Genomic DNA, 18,127 nt, shown 5'->3' on the forward strand with positions numbered 1-18,127 from the left:
AGGGCGGCGGCGCTCAGCCCTGCGAGATGGCGGAGCCGTCCTCCTGCAGCAGCTTCGCGCCGTCCTCGATCAGGATGAGGCGGAGGTCGGGCAGGATGTTGAAGCTGCGCGAGGTGGCGACGACGCCGGTGTCCAGCGCATCCTCGACGCGGATGCGGTAGCCGTTGCCGACGGCCGGCGTCGGCAGGGTGGCGGTGACGTAGCCCTGGTCCACATTGGCGAGCACCGCGGGCGGGATGATCTGGTTCTGCGCGTTGCGCAGCGTGATCACAACCTGCTGGATCGGCCCCGTCACCTGCGCCTGCACCGGGATCGAGGTGCCGACGATGATGCCGGCCATCAGCGGTGCCAGGATGATGGTGGAGGCGACCGCGCTCGCCGCCTGGATCATGCGCAGCGTCTGCGCGATGGAGCGCGTCAGCGCGATCGGCGCGATCGCGCCGTCGAGGACGACGCCTGGGCCGGTGGCCGCGTTGCTGCGCACGGGCAGCATGGACATGGCGTCGGCAGATTGCACGATCATCAGGTCACCCGCGCGGAGCGTGGCGGCGGCGGGAGCGAAATAGCCGGCCGTGGTGATCGCGGCCTGCAGGTCGGTGCTGCGGTAGTGCCAGAGGTTGAAGCGCGCGGTCTGGATCAGCGGCACGAGGTCGCTTGCGATGAAGGGCATGGGCGTGCGTCTCCTAAGCCATGGGGGCGACAAGCCGCGCGGGGCGCGGGCAGATCGGGAGGGAGAGGGGAGGGGTGCGGCCCGGGGCGCGGCACTGGACGCAATTCACCCCTTGGCCCGCTTTCCTTACGAGAACAAATAATGAACGTCAAGGAAAAAATGCGGATATTGTGAAACCGCCGCCGCTGCGCCATAGGCTCATCACCCCGACGCGGAGCCCGCCCCATGCGCCGATTGCTGCTGACCCTGGCCCTGCTGCTGGCTGGCCTGAACGCCCAGGCACAGCAAGCCACGCTCAACATCTACAACTGGGCCGACTACATGGACCCCTACGCGATCGAGCGCTTCCAGCGCGAGACGGGGATCCGTGTGCGCTACGATGTCTATGACACGCTGGAGACGCTCGAAGGAAAATTATCCGCGGGTCGTTCGGGCTATGACATCGTGGTCCCCACCAGCGAGCCCGCCTTCAATCGCCTGGTCCGCGCCGGGGCGCTGCGCCCGCTCGACCGCGCCCGCCTGCCCAATGCCGCGAATCTCGACCCTGCCCTGATGGCGCGCATCGCGGGCGTGGACCCGGAGAACCGGCATGGCGTGATCTATCTCTGGGGCACGGTCGGCCTCGGCATGAATGCGGCGCGCATCCGCGAATTGGCGCCCGACGCGCCGCTCGACAGCCTCGACCTGCTGCTGAACCCCGAGCATGCGCGCCGCATCGCGCGTTGCGGCATCGCGGTGATGGACAGTGCGGTGGATGTCCTGCCCTCCGTGCTGCGGCATCTGGGGCGCCATCCGGACAGCACGGCGCCGGCGGACCTGGACGCCGCGCAGCGCGCGCTGCTGGCGATCCGTCCCTTCCTGCGCTCCATCCCCTCGCCGCCCGCCATCATTGACGCGCTGGCAGCGGGCGAGATCTGCCTCGCCTTCAGCTATTCCGGCGATGTGATCCAGGCGACGGCCCGCGCCCGCGAGGCGCGGCGCGCGCATGAGGTGACCTATGTGATGCCGCGCGAGGGCGCGCAGCTCTGGTTCGACATGATGGCGATCCCGGCCGATGCGCCGAACCCCGATGCGGCGCATGCCTTCATCAACTTCATCCTGCAGCCCGATGTGATGGCCGGCATCACCCGCCAGGTGCGCTATCCGAACGCCGTCCCCGCCTCCCGCGCGCTGCTGCCGCCCGAGGTTGCGAACGATCCGAGCGTGTTTCCGCCGGCCGAGGCGCTGGCGCGGAGCTTCGTCGCCGGCACGCCGGCCCAGGCAGGTGAGCGCGCGCGGGCGCGGCTCTGGGCGCGGTTCAAGGCCGGCCGGTGACGCTGCTTGCGCTGGAAGGGCTGACCAAGCGCTTCGGCGCGACCACGGCATTGGATGCGCTCTCGCTCGAGATCGGCGCGGGCGAGTTCTTCGCGCTGCTGGGTGGCTCGGGCTCGGGCAAATCCACGCTTCTGCGGGTGATCGCGGGCTTCGAGGCTCCGGATGCGGGCCGCGTGATCCTGCAAGGCCGCGACATCACACACGCGCCGCCGCCCAAGCGCGAACTGGCCATGATGTTCCAGTCCTACGCGCTGTTTCCGCACATGAGCGTGCGCGAGAACATCGCCTATGGCCTGCGCCGCGCGGGCGAGCGCGACCCCGGGCCACGCGTGGCGGAACTGGTGGCGCTGCTCGGCCTCGATGGACTGGAGGCGCGGCGGCCGCAGCAGCTCTCGGGCGGGCAGCAGCAGCGTGTGGCGCTGGCCCGCGCGCTGGCCCGCCGCCCGCCGCTGGTCCTGCTGGATGAGCCGCTGGGCGCGCTGGACTCCGGGCTGCGTGAGCGCACGGGGCTCGAGTTGCGCGCGTTGCAACGCCGCCTCGGCGCCAGCTTCGTGATGGTCACGCATGACCAGTCCGAAGCCCTCTCGCTCGCCGATCGCGTGGCGGTGCTGGAGGGCGGTCGCATCGCGCAGGTGGCGCCACCGCGCGAGCTGTATGACCGCCCGGCCACGCGCTCCGTCGCGCGCTTCCTGGGGGCGGCCAATGTGATCGAGGCCGGACGCTTCCGCCTGCGGGCCGAGGCCGCGGCGCCTGCCTATGCGCTGCGGCCCGAGCGCATCTTCATCACGCCGAGACTGGCCGAGGTGAACGGCGTGCGTGCGATCGTCACCGAGGTTGCCTTCCGCGGCGCCGATGTCCTGCTTCTGGCGGCGGCGGAGGGAGAGGTATTCCGCCTGGTGCTGCCCGTCGGCACGCTTCCGGCGGAGCCCGGGGCGGAGGTGTTCCTCGCCTGGGACGGCGCCGCACTTGCGCCGCTTTCGGCATGATCCGCATGGGTGCCTGGCTCGCGCTGCTGCTGCTGGTCGCGGCGCCGCTGCTGATCGTGCTGGGGATGGGCTTCGGCACCTCGGCGCCCGGCGTGCCGCCCGTGATCCCGCCACTCGGGCGGGGGGGCTGGCAGGGCAGCCTTGCCGCCTGGGCGCTGCTCGTCGCCGACAGCTACTACCTCGACGCTGCGCTGCGCTCGCTGCGCCTTGCCGCGATAACGGCCGGGCTTTGTCTCGTGCTCGGCTTCGGCATGGCGCTCGGCATCGCCTCGGCCGCGCCGCGCTGGCAGGCACCGCTGCTGGCGATGGTGCTGCTGCCCTTCTGGTCCGGCTTCGTGCTGCGCCTCGCCGCCTGGGTCGGGCTGTTGCGCGACGGCGGATGGGTCAACGCGACGCTGATGCAGGCGGGCGTGATCCAGGAGCCCTTGCCGCTGCTCTACAGCGAGGGAGCCATGCTGCTCGGCATGGTGCATGGCTACCTGCCCTTCGCCGTGCTGCCGCTGACCGCCACGCTGGCGCGGCGCGACCGGCGGCTGGAGGAGGCGGCGGCCGATCTCGGGGCGGGACGCTGGACGGTGTTCTTCACCATCACGCTCCCGCTCGCCGCACCCGCCGCGGCCGCCGCCTTCCTCCTGGTCTTCATCCCCGCCGCGGGCGAGGTCGTGATCCCGGAGGTGCTGGGCGCGCCGGATTCCGTGCTCTTCGGCCGCGCCATCTGGGGCGAGTTCTTCCAGACGCGCGACTGGCCGGCCGCCGCGGTTCTCTCGACGGCGCTGCTGGTGCTCCTGCTGTTGCCGATCGCCCTGTACCAGCGCCTCTCGGTGGCGCGATGAGGCGGGCGCTGCTCACCCTCGGGCTGCTCTTCCTTTGGGCGCCGATCCTGCTGATGGCCGCCTATGCCTTTTCCGGCAGCCGCGTGCCCTTCGAATGGGGTGGCTTCTCGTTGCGCTGGTTTGCGGCGCTGGCCGCGAATGAGCGCCTTCTGGAGGCGGCCTGGCTTTCGTTGCGCATTGGTGCGGCCGCCGCCACGCTCGCCACCCTGCTCGGCCTCGCGCTGGGCTGGGTCCTGGCCCGGCATGGGCGTTTCAGGGGGCGGCCGATCTTCGGCATCCTGGCCGGCGCGCCGCTGGTGCTGCCTGAGGTGGTGATGGGCCTCGCCTTGCTGCTGCTTTTCGTGGGGCTGCAGGCGGTGACGGGGTGGCCGGCGCAGCGTGGCGCGGTGACGGTCTGGCTGGCCCACGCCTCGCTCGGCATGGCCTATGTGGCGGTGCTGGTGCAGGCGCGGCTGGCGGGCCTGGATCCGGCGCTGGAGGAGGCGGCGGCCGATCTCGGCGCCAGCCCCGCCGTCGTGTTCCGCACCATCACGCTGCCGCTGATCGCGCCCAGCCTCGCGGCGGGTTGGTTGCTCGCCTTCACCCTCTCGCTGGATGACGTGGTGCTGGCGAGCTTCGTCTCCGGCCCGGGGGCCACGACGCTGCCGGTCTACCTTTTCTCGCAGCTGCGCCTGGGCATGACGCCCGAGGCGAACGCGCTGGCCGTTGCGATGCTGGGCTTCGCCGGCACGCTGGGGCTGCTGGCCTGGGCGATCCGCCTCAGGCGTTGAGCAGCGCGTCGATGTCGGCTTGGGCCAGGTCGGCGGCGTTGGGCGCGGCGGCGACCGTCTGCATCTGCGTCCGCACCACCACCTTGGTCTCGGCCGGGCGCGCCTGGCCGGGCAGCACGCGCTCCAGCATCGTCTCGACCTGTTGCAGATGCTGGATGGCGCGCCGGATGCGCTGGCCGGTCACATCCTGGAAGCTGCAGGCCTCGAAGATGGCATTCACCTTGGCGGCGAGGTCCTGCATGCCCTCTGCGTCGCGCGCGCCGCCCGAGATCCAGTCCTGAATCGCCTCGGCCGCTTCGAGGATGACGTTGGCTGCGGATTCGGTGGCCATCACCACCGCTTCCAGCTCCACGCCGCTGTTGCGGCTCGCTTCAGCCGGCATGGCGACGAGGTTGGCGATGCGTTCATGCACCTGGGCGAGCTCGCGCGAGATGCGCTCCTCGCTCATGTCGGCGAGCTGCACGCTTGCATTCAGTTCCGCGCTCAACTCCGCGATGCGGCGGTCCAGGAAGCGGTTCATCTCGGTGAAGAGCGGCTGGAACTCGGCGCGGACCGCGGCGCCTACGGCGTTGGTCAGCGCATCCTGCAGGGCAGGCGGAAACTCGTTCGACATGCTCGGGGACCTCGTCAGCGGCAAACCAGGCGGCAATAGGAGAGGAGGCATGAAATCGCGGTTAACGGCGGCCTTTACCTCTCGGCAAGACCTCCTGGCTATTCAACCCGGCACCCGCTGCCGGAGGATGCAAGAGAATGCGCGTGAGAACCCTGTTCAACCTGGCGATGCTGTCGATCGGCTGTGTCGCCGGCATTGTCGCGGGCGGCCTGGCCTGGGCCGAGTTCCGCAAGGCGATGGGCGCGCGCGAGGCAACCGCGCAGGTCGCCGTCTCCGCGGAGCTGTTGCGCCTGACCGAGCGGCTGGTGATCGAGCGCGGCAACTACGTCATCCGCATGAACGCGGCCGGCGCCGCGGATTCCGGCGTCATGGGGCGCTTGCGCGCGCTGGAAGCCGAAACCGACGCTGCCCTCGGGCGGACATTGGGGGCCTTGCGCGGCGCAGGCCTGGAAGCGGGCCTGCGCCGCCTTGAGGGGATGCCGGCCGAGCTCTCCGCGCTGCGGGCGCAACTGCGACCGGCTGCCGAGCAACCGCTCACAGCGCGGGAGGCGGCGCTCCGGGGCCGGCCACAGGCTGCCTATACGGAGATGCTGACGCGTGTGAGCCAATCGCTCGATGGCAGTCACCGTGCCGTGGCCGAGGCGGGCGGCGGGCTGGAGGGGCTGCTCCTGGTCGCGCGCATCACCTGGGATGTTCGTGACGCCGCCAGCCGGCGGATCGTCGCCGTGGGGACGGCGCTGAACAGTGGCCGCGCCCTGACGCCGGCCGAACTTGAGACCATCGCGGGGGCGAGCTTCGCCGTTGAGAGCGGCTGGAACCGCGCCCGCATGGTGGTCCGCATGCTGGGCGAGCCGCCGCGCGTCGCGCAGGCGGTGACCGAGGTGCAGACGCGCTATTTCGGCGAGCCCATGCGCATGACGGAAGCGCTGGTCGCGGCGGGCCGCGCCGGTGCGGCCTATCCGCTGAGCGGCGATGCCTTCACCGCCTGGGCCACGCCAGCGCTCCAGAACATCCTGCTGCTGCGCGACGCCGCGCTGGAGGAGGCCGTGGCGGAGGCGGGCGCCTTGGAACGCGCGGCCTGGTGGAGCTTCGCCATGGTGCTGACCGGCGCGATCATCGCCGGGCTGCTCCTGGCGGCCCTGGCCGCCCTGCTGCGGCGCCGTGTCGTGACGCCGGTGCTGGACCTGACGGAGAGCGTGCAGAATCTGGCCGAGGGCGACCTGTCGCGGAAGATTCCGCATGATGAGCGCCCCGATGAGATCGGCCGGATGGCCGGCGCGCTGGAGGTCCTCCGCGAAAAGGCCGCTGCCGCCCGTGCCACCGAGGCCGCGGCCGCCGCCGCCCAGGCCGCCAAGCTGGCCGAGGGCGAACGCACCCAGCACCTGGTCCGGGCCTTCGAGGCTGAGGTGGCGGAGACGCTGGACGCCTTCGCCGCCGCCGCCGCGCCGCTGGACGACACGGCGGACCAGCTGGGACGCGCGGCGGAGGAAGCGCGCGACCGGGCCGAGGACATGGCGCGCGCCGCCGGGAGCGCCTTCGAGGAGGTCGGCCTCGTCGCCAACTCCACCGAGGAACTGGCCGGCAGCATCGCCGATGTGGCCCGCCAGGTGGCGGAAAGCGCCCGCATCGCGGCCAAGGCCGCCGAGGATACCCGCGCGACGGATGCGGCGGTGGGCGTACTGGTGGAGGGCGCCCAGCGCATCGGCGACGTGGTCGTGCTGATCAACTCCATCGCCGCCCAGACCAATCTCCTTGCACTCAACGCCACGATCGAGGCGGCGCGGGCCGGTGATGCCGGAAAGGGCTTCGCCGTGGTGGCCGGCGAGGTCAAGGCGCTGGCCGCGCAGACCGCCAGGGCCACGGAGCAGATCCGGGAGCAGATCGGCGCCATGCAGGGCGAGACCGGGCGCGCGGCGGAGGCCATTCGCGGCATCGGCCGGACCATCGGCGAGGTGAGCGCCATCGCGGTGCAGGTGGCGGCGGCCGCGGAGGAACAGGCGGCGGCGACCAAGGAAATCGGCCGCGCCGTCTCGCGCGCCGCGAGCGGCACGGAGGAGGTCTCGCGCCAGACATCGCAAGTCCGCGAGGGCGCGGAGGTGACGGCAAGCGCCACAACCGGCCTGCGCGACGCCTCGGCCGGGCTGTCGCAGCAGGCGGCTGCGCTGCGCGGAAAGGTGGATGGCTTCCTGCGGGCGATCCGCGCGGCCTGAGCCTATTCGGCCGCGTTGCGCACTGGCAGCGCGGGTGGTTCGCAGCCCGTCTCGCAGCAACGGCCGGGCTGCTTGGAGGTGCGCTGGCCTTCGTCCAGGATGCCGCGGTCGAGCAGGCGCTCGACCAGCGCGCTGCGTTCCTCCACCGGGTAGTTGCGCCAGATCTCGCGCTTCATCGCCTCCGGGCTGCCGCCGCCATGGAGCGAGATCACGGAATACCAGCCGCCCTGGTTGGAGGCGGTCAGGTCCTCCATGAAGCGCGCCACATCGAGGCGCTTCTCGGCCGGGATGTCGGGCCGGCCGGCCAGCACGGCGGAGAGCGAGGCCGCAGTCTCCGGGTTGTGGTCCTCATCCGGGCCGGGCAGCGCCACGATCAGGCCGCCCGAGACGTAATGCGCGAGGCGGTGCATGTCGTAGATCTGCGTCGCCAGCAGCAGCTTGCCGATGTTGCTGAACACCGTCTCGGGCATCACCGCGCCCGAGGGGTCGCGCGTGCCATAGACGCTTGCGGCGACGCCGCAGGCATAGAAGCCCTCGACGATCTTGATCAGGTCCACCATCGCATCGCGCACATGGGCGTGGCGGTCGGTGTCGAGGCCGTTCGCCTCGATCATCAGCGCGCCCGCGCCGATCAGCAAATCGCCGAAGCCGGCGCGGGCGGCGATGCAGGAATGACGGTGATGCGTGGCGTAGCTGGTCGTCATGAAGCCGGCTTCGACGGTCTCTCCGGCGAAGAAGACGCGCTCCCAGGGGACGAAGACATCCTCGAACATGACGACGCCGGTGGACTGGCCGTACTTGTTGCTGAAGCGGGCCGCGGCCTCGCCCGGGCGGCCGGCGGGGCGGGAGACGATGGTCACGCCCTCGGCATCCACCGGCACGGCGCAGCAGACGGCGAAATCGGCATCCTCCGGCGTCATCGTCCGGCAGGGCATGACGAGGAATTCGTGCATGTAGGGCGCGCCGGTGACGATGGCCTTGGTGCCGCGGATGACGATGCCATCCGAACGGCGTTCCTTGATGTGGACATGCACGTCGCGATTGGCCTGCTGGCCGGGCCGCTTGCTGCGGTCGCCCTTCGCATCCGTCATGGCGATGCCGAGCGAGAGGTCGCGCGCCTGGACATCGTCCAGATAAGCGAGGAAGCGGTCATGGCGCTCGCCGCCATGTTCGTCATCGGCGCGCCTGGTGCCCTGGTGCAGCGCGTTCAGCGCATCATGCGCGAGGTAGCGCTGCGCGCAGCCGGACTCGCGGCATAGCAGGCGCACGGCCTCGAGCTTGGTCAGCAGGTCATCCGTGCTGCCATTCACATGCAGCATGCGGTTGGTGACACGGCCGGAGCCCTGCTGCGTGGCGACCATGCGCTTCTCGTATTCCGGGCGGAGCGCGAAATCATAGGTGACGCCGAGGGCATTGATGCCTGGGGCGAGCAGCGGCTCGTCGGCCACGCTCTTCACCTGCTGGCCATTGACGAAGACGCGCGGCGAGAGCGCGCGGAGGGAGTCGCGATAGGCTTCGGCGGACATCAGCATGGTGGCGTTTCCCTATGTGCTTGCGAAAAATCTAACGCTGTTCGATTATCTGGGTCAATGAGCATCGCGACGAAGAAGGAACTGGGCCGGCAGCGCATCCTGGATGCCGCGCGCGAGGTCTTCGCCGAGCAGGGGCTGGAGGGGGCGAGCCTGCGCGCCATCGCCGCGCGGGCGGGCTATACGCCCGCCGCGCTCTACTTCCACTTCGACAGCCGCGAGGCGATCTATGCCGAGTTGCTGCGGGCCTCGCTGGCCGATCTCACGGCTGCCATCGCCGCGGCCGCGCGAGGGCCGGATGCCTTCCGCCAGGGCGCGCTGGCGCTGTTCGACTTCTATGCGGCTCGGCCCCAGGAGCTGGCGCTGGGCCTCTATCTTGGGCCCGGCGGCCCGGCGCCGCGCGGGCTGGGGCAGGGCGTCGACCCGGAGCTGAACGCGCTGCTGTTGGCGGCCCTGGCGCCCATCCGCGAAGCTGCCGCCACAGCCGCGCCTGAGCCGGATGCGCTGGTGGCGGAAATCTTCGCCCAGGCGGTCGGGCTGCTGGTGCTTTCCGAAACCCGCCGTTTGCGCTTGTTTGGGCTGCCCGCACGCGGGCTCATGCAACGCCTGCTGGAGCGCATGCCATGCTGATGCTGGACCGCCGGACCTCGCTGCTGCTGCTCGTGGATCTGCAGGGCAAGCTGCACCCCGCCATCGAGGACGGGCCGGTTGTGCTGCGCGAGGCGACGCGCCTCGCCAAGCTCGCGAAGCTTTTCGGCGTGCCTGTCTGGGCGACGGAGCATTGCCCGGACCGCATCGGGCCGCTACTGCCGGAGCTCGCCGCGTTCAGCGAGAACACCTTCCACAAGACCAGCTTCGACGCCTGCCGCACACCCGCCTTCCGCGACGCCCTGCCGGCGGATCGCACCGATGTCGTGATCTGCGGCTATGAGGCGCATGTCTGCGTGATGCAGACGGCACTCGGCCTCCGCACGCTGGGCCGCCGCGTCTGGGCTGTGCGCGACGCCATGGGCTCGCGCCGTGGCATCAGCAAGGAGGCGGCGCTGGCCCGCCTGGCGCGCGCTGGGGCGGAGATCATCACCACCGAGATGGCCGGCTTCGAATGGGCCGAGGACGCGACGGACCCGCGCTGGCGTTCCCTGCTGGCATTGGTGAAGGACCCCGGGTAACTAGAGCGGAATGCAATCGGGGGGCGCCGTGACCAAGGGCGACACAACCAGGGGCGACGGCGTGAGCCGGCGCGACATCACGAATTCCGGCGCCGATCCGCGCCCGCGGTACCGTCAGATCAGCGACGAGCTGCTCGCGCAGATCCGCGGCGGCCAGCATGCCATCGGCAGCATGCTGCCCACCGAGACGGAACTCTGCGCGCTCTACGGCGCCTCGCGCCACACCATCCGCGAGGCGCTGCGCCTGGTGGAGGAGGCGGGTCTGGTCGCGCGCCGTCAGGGCAGCGGCACCACGGTGATCGCGCAGGAGAATCGCGGCCGCTTCGTGCAGGACCTGACCAGCATGGGCGGGCTGCTGCAATACCCGGAGGAGACGCGCCTCACCGTGCTGCGCGCCCGCGAGGTGCCGGCGGGCGAAGTGCCTGGTGTGCCTGTGGGCGAAGCCTGGCTGCGCGTTGAGGGAATCCGCCGCGTCCGGCTCACCACCGCGCCCATCGCCTTCACGACCATCCACATCCCCACCGAATACGCCGCAGTGATCGAGGAGATCGGCCAGCAGCCCGTCTCGGTCTATGCGCTGATCGAGCGCCGCTTCGGGCTGCAGCTCTCCTCGGTCGAGGTGGATCTCTCGGCCGGCGGCGTGCCCGAGGCGCAGGCCGCGCTGCTGGAGGTGGAGCCCGGCGCGCCGGCGCTGATGATCCGCCGGCGCTACCTGGACCAGAATGGCCGCGTCTTCGAGGTCTCGGAGGGCTGCCATCCGGCGCCGCGCTTCACCTATCGCGCGACGCTCAGGCGCGAGGTGTGAGGCCGATCCGCTCGGCCAGCGCCACGATGCGCTGGGCGCGGTCGACGATCGGGTAGTCCACGAAGCGGCCCTCCACCTGAATGGAGGCCAGGCCCTGCGCCTCGGCCTCCGCGAAGGCGGCGATGATGCGCCGCGCGCGCGCCACCTCGGCCTCGGGCGGCGAATAGGCGGCATTCGCGACCGGCACTTGGTCCGGATGAATGCAGAGCTTCCCCTGGAAGCCCAGTGACACGCCCCGCGCGCAGGACGCGGCGAAGGCCTCCATCTCGCGCAGCTCGATCCAGACGGTATCAATGGGCGCTTCCAGACCGGCGGCGCGGCTGTGCAGCACCATCTTCTCGCGCGCCCCTTCCAGCACCGTCTCCGCCAGGTCCCAGGTGATGCCGAGGTCGAGCGTGTAGTCGCCCGCGCCGAAGCTGAAGCGCTTCACGCGGCCGCCAAGAGAAGCCGCGCAGGTCGTCAGTGCGCCAAGCCCCGCCATGCCGCGCGCCGTCTCGATGATGGGCATCACCTCGATGCCGCGATGGGGCAGGCCGAGCTGGCGCTCCAAGGCGGAGATCAGCCAATCCACGGCGATGAGCTGGGCAGGGTCCTCCAGCTTTGGCAGCACCAGGCCGTCGAGCCGCGGGCCGATCACGGCCTGGATGTCGCCTGGGCAGAACTCCGTGTCGAAGGCGTTGACGCGCACGAAGCCACGGCAGGTGCGCGGGCGTTCGAGCGCCGCGTTCACAAGCGCACGGGCGGCCACCTTGGCCGAGATCGCCACCGCGTCCTCGAGGTCGAGAATGCAGGCATCGGCGCCCGCGGTCAGCACCTTCTCGGCGCGGCGGGCATGGTCGCCTGGGGCGAAGAGGAAGGTACGGTTCGGGGCGGTCATGCGGCGTCTCCTACGATGGAGCTTCGCTGATAGGGGGCGCGTCGGGCCGCGTCCAGATGGATTTGTCCGTATGTTTGACAGGCTCAGCCGGACATGCCCATCCTTCCGAAAAGGGAGACACACGCCATGGACAGCCTGCCCACCGAGCTCGCCACGCGCACACCCATTTCCTTGGAGCTGGGCACATTTGCCACGAGCCTGCGCGTGGAAGACATTCCCGCCGATGTGATGGACCAGGCGAAGCGTCACATGCTGGACAGCCTGGGCATCGCCGTCGCGGCCTCGGGCTTCGACTATGCGAGGCGCACCATCGGGGCGATCCACGGCATTGCGGGCCAGGGCAGCCATCCGGTGATCGGCATGCCCTACCGGCTGCCGCTCCGCGATGCGGTGATGATGAACGGCTCGCTCGTCCACGGTCTCGATTATGACGACACCCATTCGGACGCGATCGTGCATGCCTCCGCCAGCACGGTGCCGACCGCGCTGCACATGGCGCGCGAGCATGGGGCGAGCGGGGCGGAGGCGCTGGCCGCCTATATCCTGGGCGTCGAGGCCGCCTCGCGCATCGGCGCGGCCGCGCAGGGCGGCTTCCACCAGGTGGGCTTCCACCCGACCGGCATGGTCGGCGCCTTCGGCTGCGCACTGACGGCGGGGCGGCTCGCCGGCGCCACGCCCGCGCAGATCGGCGCGGCGCAGGGCATCCTGCTTTCGATGGCCGCGGGCTCGCTCGAATTCCTGGAGGATGGCTCCTGGACCAAGCGCATCCATCCGGGCTGGGCGGGCTTCGCTGCCATCACGGCGACAGCGCTGGCGCGCAATGGCTTCAAGGCGCCGCCCGCCGCCTATGAGGGACGATTCGGCCTGTTCCGCAGCCACCTGCAGGAGAAATCGCCGGCCGATCTCTCGCGCTGCACCGAGCGCCTGGGCGAGCTGTGGGAGATGCGGAACAACGCGCTGAAACCCTATCCCTGCTGCCACTTCAACCACGTGTTCGCCGATGCGGCGCTGGCGCTGCGCGCCGCGCACGGGCTGCGGCCGGAGGAGATCAGGCACATCACGGTCCGCATCCATCCGGGCCAGGTGAAGGTGGTGTGCGAGCCGGAGGCGGCGAAGAAGCAGCCGGCCAATTCCTATGACGCGCAGTTCAGCGTGCATTACGCCGTCGCCTCCTGCCTGCTGCGCGGCCGCCTCTCGCTCGACGAGCTGGAGGAGGAGATGATCCGCGATCCTCGCGCCTTGGCCCTCTGCGCCCGCACCAGCTACGAGACCGACGCCACGCTGAACTTCCCGCGCTACTATGGTGGTGAACTGGTCATCGAGACCACGGATGGCCGCGTGCTGCGCCACCGCGAGGAGATGAACCGCGGCTCGGACGGCAATCCGCTCACCATGGCCGATGTCGAACGGAAGTTCATGGAGAATGCCGGGCGGCAATTCTCGGCGGCGAAGGCGCGGCACATTCTTGATCTTGTCATGCGCCTCGATGCGGCGTCGGATGTGATGGCGCTCACGGAAGCGCTCAACGGTTGAGGAAACGAAGTGATGTCACGACGCGGCGAAATGGCCATGGTCGCCTTTCTGCAGGCGCAGAACTGCTCGAACTATCCGGGGTCCTGGCGGCACCCGGAGACGATGCAGGATTTCCTCTCGCCGAAATACTACCAGCGCATCGCCCGCAACCTGGAGGATGGCCGCTTCCACATGGCCTTCTTCGATGACCGCCTGGCTCTGCCCGACATCCTCGGGCGGGACCATGCGCAGGCGATGCAGAACGGCATCCGCGTGGTCAAGCTGGACCTGATCTCGATCCTGACGGCGATGGGTCTCGCCACCGAAAAGCTCGGCCTCGGCGCAACCTATTCCACCACCTATTACGAGCCCTACCATGTGGCCCGCGTCTTCGCGACGCTCGACCACATGCTGGGCGGGCGCGTCGCCTGGAATGTCGTCACCTCGCTGAACGACAGCGAGGCGCACAACATGGGCCGTGCCGAACATCCCGAGCATGATCTGCGCTACGACCGCGCGGACGAGTTCATGGAGATCGTCCTCAGCCACTGGGACGCCTGGGGCGATGACGCGATCATCAATGACCGCGCCTCGGGCATCTTCGCCGACCCGACCAAGGTGCGGCGCCTGAACCACCAGGGGCGCTGGTACAAGAGCGAGGGCACCTTCACCGTCCCCCGCACGCCGCAGGGCAGGCCGGTGCTGATCCAGGCCGGGCAGAGCGGGCGTGGCAAGGCCTTCGCCGCCAATTGGGGGGACCTCATCTTCGTGCTCTACCCGAACCTCAAGGCGGGGCAGAAGGTCTATGCCGAGTTCAAGGCGCAGGTCGCGGCCTCGGGCCGGGATCCGGCCAAGGTGCGGGTCTGCCCCGCGGTCTATGCCATCATCGGCAACAGCAAGGATGAAGCGGCCGAGAAGCGCGCGCTGATCGAGGGCCTGGCCAAGCCGGTGGACGGGCTCGCGCTGCTCTCCGAGGTGCTGAACTACGACTTCGCCAGCAAGGGCATGGATGAAGCCTTCACCGACGAGGAGCTGGCCGGCATCAAGGGATTGCAGGCGATCCGCGACCGGGTGGTGAGCACCTCCGGCAAGCAGAACCCGACGCTGCGCGACTTCGTCGAGATCAGCGGCCGCGGCACCATCCGTGAATTCCCCTGCTTCACCGGCACCCCGCAATCCATCGCGGATGAGATGCAGGAATGGTTCGAGAGCGAGGCCTGCGACGGCTTCGTGCTGGCCGCCACGCATATGCCGGGCGCCTATGAGGATTTCGTGCGCCTCGTCGTGCCGGAACTCCAGCGCCGCGGCGTGTTCCGGCGGGAATTCGCCGGCACCACGCTGCGCGAGAATCTCGGGCTGCCGCGCGCCGCTCCCTTCGACTGGCAAAGGAACCCCGCCGCATGATCCAACGCCGCCACCTGCTTGCCACACCCGCGCTGGCGCTCGCCCCGCCGGCCTTCGCGCAGGCCTACCCATCGCGTCCCGTTCGCATCATCGTCCCCTTTCCGCCCGGCAACATGAGCGACCTGATCGCCCGCGTGCTGACGGAGGAAATGCAGACGCGCCACAATGTGCAGATCGTCGTGGACAACCGGGCCGGGGCCACGGGCGCGATCGGCGTCCAGGCCGTGACCAGCGCGCCGCCTGACGGGCATACGCTGCTGCTGACGAGCAACTCGCCCGTCGCGGTGAACCCGGCGGTGACACCCAACCTGCCCTTCGACGTGCTGCGCGACCTCACGCCCATGTCGCTCATCGGCTGGACGGGCTTCCTGATCGTGGTGCCGCCCGACCTGCCGGCCAATAACCTTGCCGAGCTGGTGGCCCTGATGCGGGCCAATCCCGGGCGCTACATCGCGGCCAATCCCGGCATGGGCACGGCGGGGCATCTGACGACGGAGATGTTCTCCCGCCTTGCACGCGTGCCGATGGAGCAGGTGCCCTATCGCGGCTCGGCGCAGGCGCTGCTCGATCTCTCTGTGGGGCGCGTGCACTTCATGATCGACGCGATGACGAGTGCCCAGCCGCAGGTGGTGGGTGGCCGCGTGAAGGCGCTGGCGGTGCTGGCGCAGTCGCGCTCGCCCATCCTGCCCAACGTGCCGAGCATGCGCGAATCGGGCGTGCCGGAGGTGGTGGATTTCCAGAGCCTCGCCTGGGCCGGGCTGTTCGGGCCAGCCGGCACGCCGCCCGCCGTCACGCTCTACTGGAACCGCATTTTCAACGAATTGCTGGCCGACCCCGCCTTCGTGCGGCGCCTCGCCACGCAGAACGTCGAGGCGGCACCACCGGGCGGGCCGGAGCGGCTGGCGGATATCCTGCGCACCGATCTCGGCCGCTGGCAGCAGCTGGTGCGGGAGGCGAATATCCGCATCTGACGACGCTGAGTGATGAAACGCGGAGGGGGGCTTTACGGACCCCTCCGGGCCTCGCTAAACGGCGGCACGGCTGGGGTGTAGCCAAGTGGTAAGGCAGCGGTTTTTGGTACCGCCATTCCTAGGTTCGAATCCTAGCACCCCAACCAGCTTCCCTATTCCGGATCAAGCGCGACCGCGGTGCCGATCATCGAATCGCGCGTCACCAGCTTCGCCAGCCGCGCCTCGTCCCAGCCCTCCGTGCCGGCAGGACGGCGGGGGATGACGAGGTAGCGCAGGTCGGCCGTGCTATCCACCACGCGGATGCGCGTCTCCTCCGGCAGGGTCAGCCCGAATTCCGCCAGCACGCCGCGCGGGTCGCGCACCACGCGCGAACGGTACGCCTTGCTCTTGTACCAGGCGGGCGGCACGCCCAGCAGCATGCGCGGATAGCAGGAGCAGAGGGTGCAGGCGATGACATGGTGAACGCCTTCCTCGTTCTCGAGCGCGATCAGCTCCGGCGCGTCGGGGATGGTGATGCCGAGCCTGGCCACGGCGGCCCGCGCATCGCGCTTCAGCTCGGCGTGGAACTCCGGGTCGGTCCAGGCCCTGGCGATGACGCTGGCGCCGAGCTCGGGCGTGCGCCCCTCCTGCAGCTCGATCTGGCGGGTGATCTGCTCGGCGGTGAGGATGCCCTTCTCGATGAGCAATTCGCGCACCGCGCGCTCCAGGATCTGGAAGGGGCCGGGCGGGCCCTCGCCATCCTCGATCGGCGCGTGGTCGTGATCATGGTCGTGATGATCATGGTCGTGATGATGATGCGGCGTGCTCATGCGGCGGCCTCGCTTTCCAGCCAATCCTCGTAGATGTCGGCCTCGATCTCATCCCGCGTCGGCTGGCCGTCGGGCGTCAGATGCGGGAAGCGGACGCGGTAGAGGAACAGTTTCGGCAGGCCGGGCCGATGCTGTGCCAGCTGTGACGGATCATGGAAGCGCCCGGCATATTCCAGCACGACGCCGCGCTGACCGCGCAGATAATAGGGCGTGCGGCAATGACCGGTGACTGGTCGGTCGGCGACGCGGACCGGCGTGCCTGGCGCATAGCGTGGCTCATGCGGCATCGGCCAGCTCCCGCGTGATGGCGGCCACGCGCGCCTCGATCTCGTCCCGATTCAGCACCTGCTGCTCGACGAGCAGATTGGTGATGGCTTGCAGCCAGCGGTCGTAATAGGGCAGGTGGTCGTAGTCGTCCTGCGAGAATTCCTCGATGGCGCGGCGCAGTGCATCCGTCTTGAAGGCGCCGCAGGCCGGGCCGGTCAGCAGCATCAGCATGGCGTCCACGCGCAGTTCGTAGAGGGTGCGCGGATGCTCGGTGCGATCAATCGGACCGAGGTCGAGGCCACCGATGTCATGCATGGCACGCTCACTGGTCATGCCGGGTCCTCCTCGAACAGGATGAGATGCGCCGGGTCGGGGCGCAGATGCACAGTCTCGCCGATGGCGGGCGGCGCCGCCAGCGCGGAGAGTGGGAGGCTGGCCGAGAGGGCCAGGCCCGCCGGCCCCTCGGCATAGAGCGAGGCATGCGCGCCCTTGAAGACGATCTCCGTCACGCGCGCGGGGATGCTGCCGGACGCTTCCTCGCGCAGGATCGCCATGTGCTCCGGCCGGATGCCCAGGCGCACCGGGCCGCGGTTGCCGCCGCCATGGGAAATCTCGGCGCCACCGGGCATGCGCAACGTGCCCTCCGCCGTGACCTCGGCCGGGATGAGGTTCGCCTCGCCCAGGAAATCCATGACCGCGCGGCTCTTGGGGCGGGCGTAGAGCGTCGCCGGGCGCTCCACCTCGCAGATGTCGCCCGCGAACATCACGGCGACGCGATCGGCGAGGGAGAGTGCCTCCTCCTGGTCATGCGTCACGATGATGGTGGTCACCCCCACTTCCCGATGGATGCGCTTCAGCTCCACCTGCATCGCGTCGCGCAGCTTGCGGTCCAGCGCGCCCAGTGGTTCGTCCAGCAGCAGGATGTCGGGCTTGATGACCAGCGCGCGGGCCAGCGCCACGCGCTGCCGCTGACCGCCGGAGAGGCGGGCGGGGTAGCGCTCGGCCATGTCGCTCAGGCGCACCAGCGCCAGGGCTTCCGCCACCTGTTTCGCGATGGCGGCACGGTCCTGGCCCCGCATGCGCAGCCCGTAGCCGATGTTCTGCGCCACCGTCATGTGCGGGAAGAGCGCGTAATCCTGGAAGACGAGGCCCAGGTTGCGCCTGTGCGGCGGCAGGCCGAGCACGGAGCGGCCGGCGATGCGGATCTCCCCTGCGCTCACCGGCGTGAAGCCTGCGATGGCGCGCAAGGTCGTCGTCTTGCCGCAGCCCGAGGGGCCGAGCAGCGCCACGCATTCGCCATCGGCCACATCGAGGCTGACGCCGTGCAGGATGCGGTTGCCACCGAGCGTCACCTCCACGCGATCGAGCTCAAGCCGGGCCATGCGGTC

The 18,127-nt window shown here is 70.0% G+C and carries 19 protein-coding genes and 1 tRNA gene; 12 read left to right on the forward strand and 8 right to left on the reverse strand.

Annotated features, from left to right (window positions below):
• Window positions 1-13: 13 nt before the first annotated feature.
• Window positions 14-670: a hypothetical protein gene (locus ACQ860_RS18265; protein ID WP_431304763.1), complete on the reverse strand. Its 657-nt coding sequence runs from the start codon at window positions 668-670 to the stop codon at window positions 14-16.
• Between the two features lie 225 nt (window positions 671-895).
• Here ACQ860_RS18265 and ACQ860_RS18270 point away from each other — a divergent pair, with 225 nt between their 5' ends.
• The 4 genes from ACQ860_RS18270 to ACQ860_RS18285 are packed head-to-tail and all read left to right on the forward strand — an operon-like array spanning window position 896 to window position 4,573.
• Window positions 896-1,984: an extracellular solute-binding protein gene (locus ACQ860_RS18270; RefSeq protein ID WP_431304764.1), complete on the forward strand. Its 1,089-nt coding sequence runs from the start codon at window positions 896-898 to the stop codon at window positions 1,982-1,984.
• On the forward strand, window positions 1,981-2,970 hold the full coding sequence (locus tag ACQ860_RS18275) for an ABC transporter ATP-binding protein (RefSeq protein WP_431304765.1): 990 nt from the start codon (window positions 1,981-1,983) through the stop codon (window positions 2,968-2,970). Before ACQ860_RS18270 ends, ACQ860_RS18275 begins: the two co-directional genes overlap by 4 nt.
• 5 nt (window positions 2,971-2,975) lie before the next feature.
• Complete coding sequence (locus ACQ860_RS18280; RefSeq protein WP_431304766.1) at window positions 2,976-3,803, forward strand: ABC transporter permease; 828 nt, start codon at window positions 2,976-2,978, stop codon at window positions 3,801-3,803.
• The gene (locus ACQ860_RS18285; RefSeq protein ID WP_431304767.1) at window positions 3,800-4,573 is read left to right on the forward strand and encodes an ABC transporter permease subunit; all 774 of its coding nucleotides are present in this window, start codon (window positions 3,800-3,802) and stop codon (window positions 4,571-4,573) included. Before ACQ860_RS18280 ends, ACQ860_RS18285 begins: the two co-directional genes overlap by 4 nt.
• On the opposite strand, the gene ACQ860_RS18290 is transcribed toward ACQ860_RS18285, so the two are convergent.
• On the reverse strand, window positions 4,563-5,186 hold the full coding sequence (locus tag ACQ860_RS18290; RefSeq protein WP_431304768.1) for a hypothetical protein: 624 nt from the start codon (window positions 5,184-5,186) through the stop codon (window positions 4,563-4,565). The two genes, ACQ860_RS18285 and ACQ860_RS18290, sit on opposite strands and share 11 nt — an antisense overlap.
• 137 nt (window positions 5,187-5,323) lie before the next feature.
• On the opposite strand from ACQ860_RS18290, the gene ACQ860_RS18295 reads away from it, so the two are divergent.
• Entirely contained in the window at window positions 5,324-7,396 is a 2,073-nt protein-coding gene (locus tag ACQ860_RS18295) for a methyl-accepting chemotaxis protein (protein ID WP_431304769.1), read from the forward strand.
• A gap of 2 nt (window positions 7,397-7,398) precedes the next feature.
• Here ACQ860_RS18295 and ACQ860_RS18300 read toward each other — a convergent pair whose 3' ends face one another.
• The gene (locus ACQ860_RS18300) at window positions 7,399-8,928 is read right to left on the reverse strand and encodes a 4-hydroxyphenylacetate 3-hydroxylase family protein (RefSeq protein ID WP_431304770.1); all 1,530 of its coding nucleotides are present in this window, start codon (window positions 8,926-8,928) and stop codon (window positions 7,399-7,401) included.
• A gap of 57 nt (window positions 8,929-8,985) precedes the next feature.
• On the opposite strand from ACQ860_RS18300, the gene ACQ860_RS18305 reads away from it, so the two are divergent.
• The 3 genes from ACQ860_RS18305 to ACQ860_RS18315 all read left to right on the forward strand — a co-directional run bounded on the left by ACQ860_RS18305 (window position 8,986) and on the right by ACQ860_RS18315 (window position 10,899).
• Window positions 8,986-9,555, forward strand: a complete 570-nt coding sequence (locus tag ACQ860_RS18305) for a TetR/AcrR family transcriptional regulator (RefSeq protein WP_431304771.1) — start codon at window positions 8,986-8,988, stop codon at window positions 9,553-9,555.
• Complete coding sequence (locus ACQ860_RS18310; RefSeq protein WP_431304772.1) at window positions 9,549-10,094, forward strand: isochorismatase family protein; 546 nt, start codon at window positions 9,549-9,551, stop codon at window positions 10,092-10,094. The genes ACQ860_RS18305 and ACQ860_RS18310 overlap by 7 nt, the downstream gene beginning before the upstream one ends.
• Window positions 10,095-10,155: 61 nt before the next feature.
• Window positions 10,156-10,899, forward strand: coding sequence for a GntR family transcriptional regulator (locus ACQ860_RS18315; protein ID WP_431304773.1), 744 nt, complete (start codon window positions 10,156-10,158; stop codon window positions 10,897-10,899).
• Here ACQ860_RS18315 and ACQ860_RS18320 read toward each other — a convergent pair.
• Window positions 10,883-11,776, reverse strand: a complete 894-nt coding sequence (locus tag ACQ860_RS18320; protein WP_431304774.1) for an HpcH/HpaI aldolase/citrate lyase family protein — start codon at window positions 11,774-11,776, stop codon at window positions 10,883-10,885. The genes ACQ860_RS18315 and ACQ860_RS18320 overlap by 17 nt on opposite strands.
• 126 nt (window positions 11,777-11,902) lie before the next feature.
• Between ACQ860_RS18320 and ACQ860_RS18325 the strand changes: the two genes are divergently transcribed.
• From ACQ860_RS18325 to ACQ860_RS18340, 4 genes are all read left to right on the forward strand, one after another.
• Window positions 11,903-13,309 (forward strand): MmgE/PrpD family protein, encoded by a 1,407-nt coding sequence (locus ACQ860_RS18325; protein WP_431304775.1) that lies wholly within the window; start codon window positions 11,903-11,905, stop codon window positions 13,307-13,309.
• Between the two features lie 12 nt (window positions 13,310-13,321).
• A complete protein-coding gene (locus ACQ860_RS18330) occupies window positions 13,322-14,692 on the forward strand; it encodes an LLM class flavin-dependent oxidoreductase (RefSeq protein WP_431304776.1) in 1,371 nt (456 codons plus the stop codon).
• Window positions 14,689-15,663, forward strand: coding sequence for a Bug family tripartite tricarboxylate transporter substrate binding protein (locus tag ACQ860_RS18335; RefSeq protein ID WP_431304777.1), 975 nt, complete (start codon window positions 14,689-14,691; stop codon window positions 15,661-15,663). The genes ACQ860_RS18330 and ACQ860_RS18335 overlap by 4 nt, the downstream gene beginning before the upstream one ends.
• Before the next feature lie 71 nt (window positions 15,664-15,734).
• A tRNA-Gln gene (locus ACQ860_RS18340) sits at window positions 15,735-15,809 on the forward strand.
• Between the two features lie 6 nt (window positions 15,810-15,815).
• Here ACQ860_RS18340 and ACQ860_RS18345 read toward each other — a convergent pair.
• Genes ACQ860_RS18345 through ACQ860_RS18360 form a run of 4 tightly spaced genes read right to left on the reverse strand, consistent with a single transcriptional unit; the run spans window position 15,816 to window position 18,121 of the window.
• A complete protein-coding gene (locus tag ACQ860_RS18345) occupies window positions 15,816-16,472 on the reverse strand; it encodes a nitrile hydratase subunit alpha (RefSeq protein WP_431304778.1) in 657 nt (218 codons plus the stop codon).
• Window positions 16,469-16,759 (reverse strand): SH3-like domain-containing protein, encoded by a 291-nt coding sequence (locus tag ACQ860_RS18350; protein WP_431304779.1) that lies wholly within the window; start codon window positions 16,757-16,759, stop codon window positions 16,469-16,471. Before ACQ860_RS18350 ends, ACQ860_RS18345 begins: the two co-directional genes overlap by 4 nt.
• Complete coding sequence (locus ACQ860_RS18355) at window positions 16,749-17,072, reverse strand: hypothetical protein (protein ID WP_431304780.1); 324 nt, start codon at window positions 17,070-17,072, stop codon at window positions 16,749-16,751. The genes ACQ860_RS18350 and ACQ860_RS18355 overlap by 11 nt, the downstream gene beginning before the upstream one ends.
• Entirely contained in the window at window positions 17,069-18,121 is a 1,053-nt protein-coding gene (locus ACQ860_RS18360; protein ID WP_431304781.1) for an ABC transporter ATP-binding protein, read from the reverse strand. The genes ACQ860_RS18355 and ACQ860_RS18360 overlap by 4 nt, the downstream gene beginning before the upstream one ends.
• Between the last annotated feature and the right edge of the window lie 6 nt (window positions 18,122-18,127).

This window comes from Sediminicoccus sp. BL-A-41-H5, assembly GCF_050632405.1.
Lineage (GTDB): Bacteria > Pseudomonadota > Alphaproteobacteria > Acetobacterales > Acetobacteraceae > Roseococcus.